General features: G+C 57.3%; 6 protein-coding genes. All 6 read right to left on the bottom strand.

Going from position 1 to position 11,066, the window contains the following annotated elements; all coding sequences use genetic code 11:
- The coding region (locus tag Xhom_RS36350; RefSeq protein WP_244590773.1) for a PAAR domain-containing protein at positions 1 to 1,848 on the bottom strand (1,848 nt) is incomplete at its 3' end.
- 12 nt (positions 1,849 to 1,860) lie between these two features.
- Positions 1,861 to 2,280 carry a DUF1795 domain-containing protein gene (locus Xhom_RS04810; RefSeq protein ID WP_069317639.1) on the bottom strand — a complete coding sequence of 140 codons (420 nt, stop codon included), beginning with the start codon at positions 2,278 to 2,280 and terminating at the stop codon, positions 1,861 to 1,863.
- A 57-nt stretch (positions 2,281 to 2,337) separates the two neighbouring features.
- The gene (locus Xhom_RS04805; RefSeq protein ID WP_069317638.1) at positions 2,338 to 4,506 is read right to left on the bottom strand and encodes a type VI secretion system Vgr family protein; all 2,169 of its coding nucleotides are present in this window, start codon (positions 4,504 to 4,506) and stop codon (positions 2,338 to 2,340) included.
- Between the two features lie 15 nt (positions 4,507 to 4,521).
- The gene (locus Xhom_RS04800; protein WP_069317637.1) at positions 4,522 to 5,922 is read right to left on the bottom strand and encodes a VasL domain-containing protein; all 1,401 of its coding nucleotides are present in this window, start codon (positions 5,920 to 5,922) and stop codon (positions 4,522 to 4,524) included.
- A gap of 80 nt (positions 5,923 to 6,002) precedes the next feature.
- Complete coding sequence (gene tssM / locus Xhom_RS04795; protein WP_069317636.1) at positions 6,003 to 9,626, bottom strand: type VI secretion system membrane subunit TssM; 3,624 nt, start codon at positions 9,624 to 9,626, stop codon at positions 6,003 to 6,005.
- Positions 9,623 to 11,065, bottom strand: coding sequence for a type VI secretion system protein TssA (tssA, locus tag Xhom_RS04790; protein WP_069317635.1), 1,443 nt, complete (start codon positions 11,063 to 11,065; stop codon positions 9,623 to 9,625). Before tssA ends, tssM begins: the two co-directional genes overlap by 4 nt.
- Position 11,066: the final 1 nt, after the last annotated feature.

Here is an 11,066-nt window from a genome sequence, read left to right as displayed (position 1 = left end):
GCCGCTGCCTACGGTATAAATACAACGCCCCTGCGCATCATAGCGGTACTCCACGGCGGTCTGATCACCGTCCGACCAACGGCTGATCAGCCCCTGTTCATTGTATTCATAGAACAGGTGAAAATGCTGGGTGCTGTCGGCGTCCGCCAGCCAGCCGTTGTCGTGGTAGCCATAGCGGGCCATCACGTCATCCTGTTCGTCATCACAACGGCGTATTGCTTCCAGCTTACCGTCTTCACGGTACAGCAGCGCCAGTGCCGGGCCGTCACTGTGATTGACGCCGGTCAAACGATGTTCATCACTGTAGTGGAACTGGATCTGATTACCGTACACATCCTTCAGAGCCCCCAGTTGCCATTGCAGCCCGTCCTCTTCGGCCGGTACCGGCACGGTGAAATGCTGGCTGACCGGATTGTTACGCTCCTGCAGACAAAAACCCGTCCCGTCCCGGCTCAGCGTGAAGGCCGGATGCTCCGGGTTTTGGCTGCGCTGTTCATGCGGCATCAGCACAAAGTAAAGGCAGGCGCCTTCGGTGGTACGGATAGCTATCTGGTCACCATTGATTACTGCACTGCCCGAAAAAGTGTCAGTCCAGTTTTCACCCAACAGCCCCCGTTCGCCCGGTGACCAGCTGCGCATAAAGGTGAGGGGAATGGTCTGCCCCAGTTCGATATCAATGCGCTGGTCAAACAACATGCCGGTTGACACATCGATGGGGTCTTTACAGAAGAAACGTTTGATGGCCTCCAGATAACGTTTTGCCCCCTGTGTTGAATTGTAGCCGCGTCTCGCAGCCTGACTACGGTAGGATAAATCATTTTTGACGGCCTTACCGGCTGTATTGGCCCCTTTTTTGGCGCCATTCAACACCTTGGCGGCCCCGCCTTTCATACTGCGCCCGGCATTGCTGATGCGGTTTCTCGTCTGATTGATGCGATTTTTGGCGTTTGCTGCCACCTGTTTCACATGGCCTTTGGCCGCGCTGGCGGCCACTTTCGCGCCCGACATAGCGCCTTTTGCCACACTTTGCGCGGCCCATTTCGGGTTTTTGGCGGCTTTTTGGGCCCATTTTTTGGCGTTCTGCGCCGCCATCTTTGCGCCCGCGAGCACCGCCTTCGCATCCCGGAGACTGGATTTGGCCTCTTTCACCGCCAGCCTCAACAGGGCTTTTCGTCCTCCCTTGCTCAGGAGCTTGAAGCCGACTTTCATCAGGCCCCGCTGGGGCGGTACCAGAAATTCTACCGCCACCAGCAGCGCCCGCTGCCAGGGCGAGAACTCTTCGGCAATGTCCATGTAGGTGCCCTGCCCGGAGCCGATAAGGACGGTACTCGCCCCGCCCTTGATGGCCGCCCCGCACACCAGTTTGTCCCCCGCCCGCGCGGCCGCCTGGCTGTTGATAAACACGGTTTCGCTGCCTTGCGCAATCAGCGACCCGGGGTGTTTACTGCAACTCGATGTATCGACTTCGGCACGGGCCGCCTTTTTTCCCTCGATTTTGACGTTGTTCGAGCCCGACATCAGCATCCCGTCCGGCGAGCACACACTGTCGCACATTCGCGTCACGGCGGCACTGGCACTGGCAATAGTTCCTGCCATTTTAGCCACGATATAACCCCCGACGAGCAGCCCCCCGATTGGGCCCAACAGGAGACCGACCGCCCCGATGACCGCCGCCGCAATCAGGGCACCGGCGACGACCCCCGCCAGCGCGGCCAGAAAGCTGCTGTGCTGGATAGGATCATCGACCCGAGCCGCCTTCGGCCCGTTGCCCCCCTTGGCTGACGCGGTGCCGGCCCGAACGGCCGCCATTCGGGCGGCACGTACCGCCGCCCCTTCCAATAATCCCATGACTGCCCCCTGTCAGACAGCGTTAAAACTGCTCACCACACGCAGCAGGGCATTGCGCCGGCTGTCGTTAAACGCCTGTGTTGAGGTCAGGTTAAAGGCCAGCAATTGATCGCCCCGGATTTGTAACACCACGATCTGGTGCATCTCGCCCTCAGGGCTCTGCCAGTGGTAATCCAGCCGCCATGCCATCTCGCCGCTCAGTTCCATCTGCGACCGTCCCTGCTCCTGATATCCCGGCAGGTGGGTGACGAACTGGCTCAGTGTCTCTTCGTAAAAGCTGGCTGGGTCGATCCCCATCGGTACCGGTGTGCGGTTAATCACCAGATTCGCCCCGCTCTCGTCGGGCAGAACAAACACGTGCATCGATTCGTCGCGCCAGTCGGCCGGGATCGTCAGGGTGCCTTCTTTCATTGGGTAAGTTTGTGCGCTCATGGGTTTCCTTTTTCTCTTTGTTTATTTGTCAGTGAAATGACGGGGGTCAGTCCGCCGTTAATTCAGGGTGATCAGCGTGCCGTTGATAAACACCCCTTCGGCGTTTATCAAAATTTGGTTGTCGTTAAAGGCCAGCGCGATCCCTTCGGTGTCCAGCTGGATTTGGCTGCTTCCCACCATCAGGGTGATCGCGTTGGCTGCCTTATAAAACTGGGTACCCGGCTCTTCCCCTTTCGCCCCCTCCGTCACAACAACGACCGAACTGGCGGCCGTACTGCGGGTCTGGCAGATTTCTTCCGACAGGTTGCCTTCTTGCACCCTTTTGGTTTCATGGCCTTTGAGGATGGTCAGTGTTCGGTTACCCTTCTCCACCACCAGACTCTGGTTATCTTTCACCGTGGTGTCCATGTCCTTCTGCGCATGCATCGACAGCCTTTCACTGCCTTTGGAATCCTCAAACAGCAGTTCGTTATACCCTTCGCCTTTGTGAGTCTTGGAGCGGAAGGCCATTTGGGTTTTGCTACCCGGCAGGGCGCCCGGCGGGATGTTACTGGCATGATAGGTGCGGCCGGTGACGATCGGCTGGTCCGGGTCGCCGTGCAGGAAGTCCACCACCACTTCCTGACCGATGCGGGGAATGGCGAGCATGCCCCAGCCCTGGCCGGCCCACGGTTGAGTGACGCGTATCCAGCAGGAACTCTGGTCGTCGCTGTGGCCGTAGCGGTCCCACGGGAACTGGAGGCGGATACGGCCGTACTGGTCACAGAAGATTTCTTCGCCTGCGGGCCCCACGACTTTGGCGATTTGCGGGCCGTCAACCACGGGTTTCGGCAACGGCGCCGGGCGCCAGTGCTGGTTATGGCGGATAAAACTGAAGTGGCTATGCAGGGTGGTGCCGCTGTCGCCGCTGGCGGTTTCCCGGGCCTGCGGCTGGCTGCCGCTGTGGTTCGCACTGACCACCTGCCACGGCTGGTTCAGGTCAGGGCGCGGGTGGTTGGTCAGGGTGAACAACCGGCCCGGCTGGATAGCGATGGCCTGCCCGATGCCCTGACCGGTCACGGCATCGTTGCGCAGGGCTTCCAGCCGGTAGCGGGTAAAGGCTTTGCCGTGGGCTTCATCCTTGAACCGGCCCGGGTAGTCGTAGTGCTCGTAGTACATTTCCTGCAGGGTTTCTTCCTTCATCTGCTCACGGAACTCCGCCGCCCAGGCCGGGTTTTTGAAGGTGTAATCCTTCAATTCCACCTGCGCCGGACGCACCTGCGCACTGCAGGTCAGGCTGCCCACCGCGGGTTCGCCCAGCGTACTGGCTTCCCCCGGTTGGTAAGGAATGACAAGTCCCGGCGGGACAGAGCCGGCGTCATCGGCAAATACCAGGGTGTTACGGCCGTTGCCGCATTCGAAGAAATAGAAGATGCCCTCTTCCGCAGTCAGGCGTTGCAGGAACACAAAGTCGCTTTCCTGATATTGCACACAGAATTCCCGCGCCGGATGCGGATGGCGCAGGCTGAACACCACGTCACGGATACCGTGCTCTTTCAGAATGGTGGTAACGATGGTGGCAATGTCCTGCTGCTGGAAGATACGCGAGTTCTGGCGCAGGGTGGTGCGCCACAGGTCAGGGCGCAGGGTCATCTGGTAGGTGGTCTGGTGCAACCCGGTGTTACCCTGTTCAAAACGGGCCACCATGCCGGTGATGCTGCGTTGTTCCACCCCCTCCTGCAAGATGGTCAGAGTGGCGCTACGGTCCAAGACCGCCGGAAAGTCAATCGCGGGGTCCGCACTTGCCAGCCCGACCGTCAGGTGGAAGGGCTGGGAAAAGCCTTCCGTCAGGGCGAAGTCGGTGACGACAAAGGTCTGTGGCGGCAAACCACCCGCCGTCAGGGTAAACTGCAACCCGCTCGGGCCACTGCCAGCGCCCCCCAACATCTGGCTGGCTTTTTGCAGCACTTTATTCGCTGCATGCTGACCACTGGCCGCGCGTTCAGCCAGTCCCTGCCCGACAAAAGAGTTCTGGCCGGAAGCCATTGTGGCTTTGGCGCCCCCCAAGCCGCCGCCAAAGCCACCGCCCGGCACTATCCCCGGGGTTCCTGCCAAACCACCGCCCACGCTTTTCCCCACGCCCCCCAACCCGCCCGCCACCTGCTGGGCCATTTTGGCGGCCTGCTGTCCCTTCTGGACCAGGGCCTGCCCTTTCTTAAGTTTCGCAATGCTCTTTTTCATTGACATGGTCTGTCTCCCTGATTAATGCCCACCGTCAGTAGTGACGGCTTGTTCATGGTGTTTGGTCGGGTGTTCGGCCCCATTTTTGCCCGAATTTTCTGTCGCCTGACGCAGCCGGTCATAGCGGCCGAGCAGAGCGTTAAAGCGGTCATCAATCCCTTTCAGCAACACTGGCGGCGCGCTGTCCCCGTTCGCCGCGTAGACACTTAGCTGACGCAGCAGTTCTTCCAGTGGGACCTCGCTGCCGTGGCTGCGCTGAAGGTCATAGATGGCGGTTTTCAGGTAGGACAGCGTGAAGCTGCCGCGGGTCCGCTCCTGCAACAAAATTTTGTCCGCCAACTGCTGAAGCTGGTCGTGGGTGGTGTGCCAGCTCTGGCTCAGGGGCACGCTGTCAATGCGGGCGGTCATCTGCTGTTCCCATTGACGGGTGATCAGCCGCTGGGACGGCGAGCCGGGCCAGTATTGTTCGGCGGTGTCCGTCACGAGGCGGGCCGCGTTCCACGTGGCCAGTGGCGGCGTTTCCATCAGTTGGTCCAGCTGTTTCTGGTAGCTCCCCATCTCAGGCTGGTACAGCCATGCCAGCCGGGCACCCGCAGGCTGCGCAGTGATGGCATTAAACTGCTGTTGCAGGGGTTTGTAGACCAGCAGCCAACTCCCCACCAAGACCAGCCCGCCCAGTAAAGCCCCGAGGCCAAAGCCCTGCCATGCACTGAGTCCCTTCGGCGGAGGAGCGGGAAACTGTACCCTGACCCTTTGTTGGTTATTATCGGCCGCAGGCTGAGGATCATGACGCGGGGGCGGAGGGGGCGGTGGCATATCCGACTCGGCTTCCGACTGGGAGAGATAAACCAATGGCGGCATCTGTACCGGCTGCGGGGCCGGTTTCAGGGACTGCCGCGGTTTTTCCACCTTTTTCGCCGCATTCTGGAAGAACCACAGCAGGTTCTCGATGCGGGGCAGGCGTTTCAGGTCAGATTGCTGCAACCGGTCGATGATGAGCTGCAACGCCCGCTCCGCCCGGTAAATCATCCGCAGGTCACCGGCGCCAAAGTCCAGCTGGCGCAGCACGCTGCCAGTACGGGCATGGAACCACTCCAGCAAATCGGTGCGCACCTGCGGTTGCGGCGGCCACAAAGCGTCCCATTCGCTGACGATAACGCCGGCCAATAGTTCACAGCCTTCGGTGAACCCCGCCAGCCCGTTCAGCTGCATCCGTGCCAGGGTATAATAAATCGCCGTCTGCAAATCGACGCCGTTGGTTCTGAACATGGTCAGGGACAGGGATTCCACCAGCGCCCAGTTGACTTCCGGCTGCGCCGGATGGCTGGTTTTGTTGATTTCATCGCGGATGACCGCAAATTCCGGCAGGTTCAGCGGACTGCCGCCCGCCCGGATAATAAGATTTTCAGGGTGCCCGCTCATATCTGGCCTTTCTCCTTAAAAAAACCCCTGCCGAAGGCAGGGGGGATTTAACGTTCAACACTGCCCCACACACCTTCACCTTAATAGAGGGTGTCCGGCAGTTTGAACTGGCTGAACAGCCCGCCAGCAAACGGGTTGTCCGATTCATCCACGTAGATGCGGTAGGTCATCTCACCGCCATCCACACTGAAGCGCACGTCAAAGAAACCCGGCTGGACGTTGGTCAGCTTGCCGTTGTTAATCAGTCGCAGCTGTGCCCACGGGCCAGTGAAACTGATAGAACGCGGGGCCTGATTGTTTTTGTCCGGCATCAGGGTCAGCTTGCTTTCGGTACCGGCTCGCATGGAGTTCGGCCATATCAGATGCGCCACGTTACTGCGGCCGTGGGAATAATCCACCAACTGACCATCAAGGTTCAGCAGAGCCCGGCGTTTGTTGCCGGTCAGGCTGACGGGCTCGATAGCAAATTGGGTGCCAAGGCCGTTTTGTGGCGTGAAGAAGGTGGTCCGGATGCGGCTCGCCACTTCCAACTGTTTCATCACATCCGGCCGGATCAGCATCTTGCCGTCAGTGCCCATGGTCAGGTTGTTTTCCACAAACGGTTTCAGACTCTGCTGGTAGAATGCATCCAGTGTGCCGCCCGGCCGGAAGAAGCGGTCAAACTCGCTCAACGGCACTTCTTCGGTGGCCCGCGGATTGAACGGATAACGGCCGGCCAAATAGGTCTGGTACTGTTTAACCACGGTGTCGTTCCATTCCACTTCCAGCGAACGCACCGCCTCCATCATCACCACACGCCACGCCTGTTCGGCCAGTTCACCGACCCAACGGTTCAGCGGCTCCGGCAAGGTTTTTGCCATCTGCTGCACTTCAAAAATCGCGTCACTGTTGTTCTTGTCCAGCCGCATCTGCACCGCCTGCAAGGCTGCTTTGCCCGGCACCGGGGAGTTCTGGATCGCCAGCAGATAACGGTGCAAGGCCATCAGTTTCTGGTAGACACTTTGCAGCGTGCTGCCCTTGTCACCGTGCTCAACCAGTACGCCGGTTTCCGGCGCAAAGTCCCGACTGATGCGGTTCAATAACCGGTAGTCTTCCTTCGCCAACAGCACCTGCCTTTCCTTGTCGCTCAGCGAACCACTCATCAGCGGCGGATGAGTGTTATCGCTCAGGATTTGCAGGGCCCGTTTGATGGGCTGTTCCCCGCTGATCACCTGTTCGATGGCACTGATGGCCTGTGGCAGGTCCTCAAAGTCCCGCACTTCCAGGTTGTTCATCGCTGCCCGCCAGTTCGCGGTGTAATCCGCCAGATACAGTTCCGTGATTTCACGCTTGATCCGATCCTGATCTGTTTCACTGTACTGATTGTTATTCGTGTTATTGTCACGGTTCTGTGACGCCACCGCGTTGTCTTTCTCTTTATTATTTTGTTCGATGTTCAGCACCCAGCTGTCCATCTCGGTCAGTTCCACCAGCCCCTCGCCTTGCGGAACAAAATAATCTACCAGGCCGTGACGGGTCAGGAATTGCGGGATCTCCAGCCGCTTTTCATTGCTGGCCACAAATACGCTGTCAAAGCTTGGGCCAATCTGGTCACGCAGGTTGACGGGGGCTGACAACGCATCCTGGGCTTTGATACGCAGGTTCTGGTACACCCGCTGCTTGACGGAAAGGGTTTTCAGCTCCTGCTGAGCCTGATGGATCGGCTTAATAAACGGAGCAAAACGGTCAATCGCCTCCTGTTCGCCTTCATCCCGTTTCTTTTTCCAGTCGGTACGCACCAGGGCGTAATCCAGATGAGTCAGCAACGCATCCTGCACATCACGCTGACCGTGGAACGCCTGACTCCAGCGCTCACGCATGTACTGTGCCACCAGGCCACTGTTACGCTTGCTCTTATCTTCCATCATGCGCATCACACGCAGGATCTCGAGTTTTTCTTCACTGCCTGTCGGTGCTTGGTTCAGGTCATCCAGCAACCCCTGCATCAGGGACGGCAGGAAACGCTGTTCCAGCAGTTTCTCGTAGGTTTTTGCCACATACGGGCCCACGAGATCCCCCTGATACAATGCCATCTCGGTCAGGAAAGATTGGTTCTCATGGTAGTTACCGTAAGCCAGTGTCGCATCACGGATCGGATTCAGCAGCGGCAACTGGAGATTGCCATAGTGGTCATCCTCTTTTGACGCGGGCACAGACAGGAAGTTCTTCGCCTGGGCCAGCACTTCCTCGCCTGCCCGATAGTTTTTCTGGTAGAAATAGTGCCAGCCGCCCCACAGGGCCAATGTCACCAGTGCACTGACGGTCGAGAAGGTGTATAACTGACGGCGATTGCGGCTCAGCCAGATGCGGTTTTCCGCCGCCAGATTCGGTTCGGCCAACAGCACATCTTCAAACAGCGCGTGGGTAAAGTACGGCAGAGTATCGACCACCGGCCAGGTGGGATACGCCTGAGAACCCAGATGATACTGCGCTGAGGCCGACTGGGTGAACAGGTCGTCCATCTGCCCCACTTGATGGGCGGAAGTCAGGTAGACTCCGCGCAGTGTTGGACGGTGATTTTCGTCGTTATACAGGATATCTTCCAGCATCTGGGCGACGTAGCTGTGTAACCCCTGTACCTGACGGGTGAAGCTGAACAGGGCGCTGCGTTGGTTGGCATCCACGTTATTCAGCATCATGTCCGGCATGGCCATGTTCAAGTTGTTCATCCACTGTTTCCAGAACTGATCCAGCTCACTGTGCCACGCTTTTTCATCGCGGTTATTGAGGCTGAACGTCACCCCCAAAATCTGGTCACGCAGTTTGCGATCCAGTGACTGGTACATCGCCTCAAAGCCGTGCAACAGGTCGATTTTGGTCATTACCAGATAGAGCGGTAACTGACTGTGGAAAGTCAGACGGATATCCTGCAAACGCTGGTGGATTTCCCGCACATAACGATCACGCTGTTCGCGGTTATCGGTCAGCAGACGCAGGGTGTCTACAGTCAGGATAATGCCATTCAGTGGCTGGCGCTGGCGGTTTTCCGTCAACCAGCTCAGCAAAGCTTCCCACAGGCGGCTGTTAATTTGTGGCTTGTCACTATTGAGCGGGACAGGCTGGTCGATCAGTTGTCCTTTAGGGTCGATGATGACCGCTTTTTCACCCAACCAACAATGCAGCATCAGAGGCACATCTCCATCCTGACGCAAATATTCCGGCGCCGCGATTTCAGACAGCTTATAGCCTTCCTTAATCAGTGAGGTTTTACCGCTATTCTGGCTGCCAATCATCATGTACCAAGGACGCTGGTACAGATAGTTATAACTATCCAGATGGCGATGCAACTGGGATTTCCAGTGCTCGAGGTAGCGATCCTGATGTTCAATATCAACCCGAACCGGATCAACTACTTTCAGTTCAACATCAAGGTTTAGTTTCTCCAGTGTCCGTAAGCGACGCCACGCCTTCATACCGATCCAAAACAGTACTATCATGATGATGATAGCAGTTGCCAACCAGCGAGCTGCGAGGCTTTCCAGCGGATAATCGTTGCGGAGTTTCCATTCCGGCCCCCACCACCAGACCGCGATCAACAGCAGACAGGGGATCAGCGCCAGAACGAGTGCCATCGTTGCTTTGAGACGCGGCAGTGATTTAAATTTCCCTACCACTGGCAAAGCTGATTTTAAGTTAGAGAGTGATGACAAAGAGGGCCATTTCATGGGTTAACACTCCTGTTTGAAGCCGTATCCTTATCGAGCGGAGGGAACTTTTCAGCCAGTAAGGTCAGCAGGCTGGGTTCCCATTGAGTAAGTTGCATGTGTTGTCCAGTGTGTAACAGGTTCCGGTAATGCTGTTGTGCCAGTGCTGTCATGCCCGCGTCTTCAAGTAATTGGGCATTGAGCAATTGGCCGTAGAATTGATCCCGAGGCTCCGTAAGCTGCTGCTGATGTTCTTCCAACATTTTCAGTGCTGCTTCCAGCCCCAATTGCTGCAAACATTGCCAGATGGCTTCCTGATCAGCGGAAACAGCACCGTTGCCCGTTGCCACTGGTTCAGGTGTAAGCCAGTCGAGGGTTTCTGGAGAAATAAACGGGCTCATGTCAGAAAAACTTAATGTTTTCAGCGCAGGCAACCGATCCAAAAATGCCTTGAGTTCGTCCCGAATGACTCTGGCAACATCTACGTAGCCCCGTTGTACTGCGGCTTGTGCGGCAATAACATGACCATCCAGCCAGTAAGGTGCCAACGTCAGGCTCTGCTCAATTTGTGCCAGCAATTTGTTGTCCGCCATCGGCAATCGCGCCAGATAGTCGGCAGTGCGATCTGCGGAAGTCGCTGCCAACGGAGTTTTTCCCGTCGCATTCGCCATCGGTGCCGTGGTGATGGTATGCCAGACAGCGTGACGGCGCAGGGAATAGCCGATGGGGGATTCGGGATGCCGTTCACACAACAAATCAGCCACGGTCATCAAAGTCTGCTTCCACGCCTTTTCACTGGAGCTGTTGACGTCCACATCTGGCATCGGTGCAGCTTCATGTTCCTGAGACGTTTGCATCTCAGATCCCTCAGTGGATGCCGACGTAACCGCTGGAGCCGGTTTGGGGGCCGAAGGTACGGTTTCTGGCTGACGGTTATAGCGAACGCGCATTTGATCAACTTCTTTGGCAAGATCCGGTTCATTGGTATGCCAGCACTGAGCAAGGTGTGCCAACGCCCCTTGCGCATCATCCCGTTCACTTTTACTCGCCTGCTCTGTGAAGCTGCCTTGGGCTGAATCAAAACGCTTGAGTACCTGCTGTGCCAATCGGCGTTTCACCAATGGCTTATTCGGCGAGGCTTTTTCCCAGTAGTTTTTGACATAGTCAGCCAACAGTTCTATGGCGAGGATCAATTCAGCCGCGTTACCTGCATGTTGTAAGGTGCGCAGCAAATGAACCACCAACCGGAAGTCTTTGCTGTTTTCGCTCAGCAGTTGCAGTGACCGCCGCTGGATCTCTTCAACATCCAGCGAGCCATGCGACAGCGAGCCAAACTTGATCATTTCGCTGTCAATAAATTCCCATGCGGGTTCGCTGTCTCCCAGCGCTTTACCAATCTGCTCATCAGACAGAGGGGCCAGTAGAGAGCCGAACCAGTCGAATTGTGTTCTGATATCCATG

Source organism: Xenorhabdus hominickii (assembly GCF_002632725.1).
Classification (GTDB): Bacteria; Pseudomonadota; Gammaproteobacteria; order Enterobacterales; family Enterobacteriaceae; genus Xenorhabdus; species Xenorhabdus hominickii.
Note: the sequence above shows the minus strand (reverse complement) of the source record. Positions and strands in the feature narration are given on the sequence as shown.

Excerpts from the sequence above, each read along its gene's own strand:
- Xhom_RS04810 (WP_069317639.1), bottom strand. The coding sequence starts at position 2,280 with ATGAGCGCACAAACTTACCCAATGAAAGAAGGCACCCTGACGATCCCG.
- Xhom_RS04800 (WP_069317637.1), bottom strand. The coding sequence starts at position 5,922 with ATGAGCGGGCACCCTGAAAATCTTATTATCCGGGCGGGCGGCAGTCCG.
- tssM (WP_069317636.1), bottom strand. The coding sequence starts at position 9,626 with ATGAAATGGCCCTCTTTGTCATCACTCTCTAACTTAAAATCAGCTTTG.
- Xhom_RS04805 (WP_069317638.1), bottom strand. The coding sequence starts at position 4,506 with ATGTCAATGAAAAAGAGCATTGCGAAACTTAAGAAAGGGCAGGCCCTG.
- tssA (WP_069317635.1), bottom strand. The coding sequence starts at position 11,065 with ATGGATATCAGAACACAATTCGACTGGTTCGGCTCTCTACTGGCCCCT.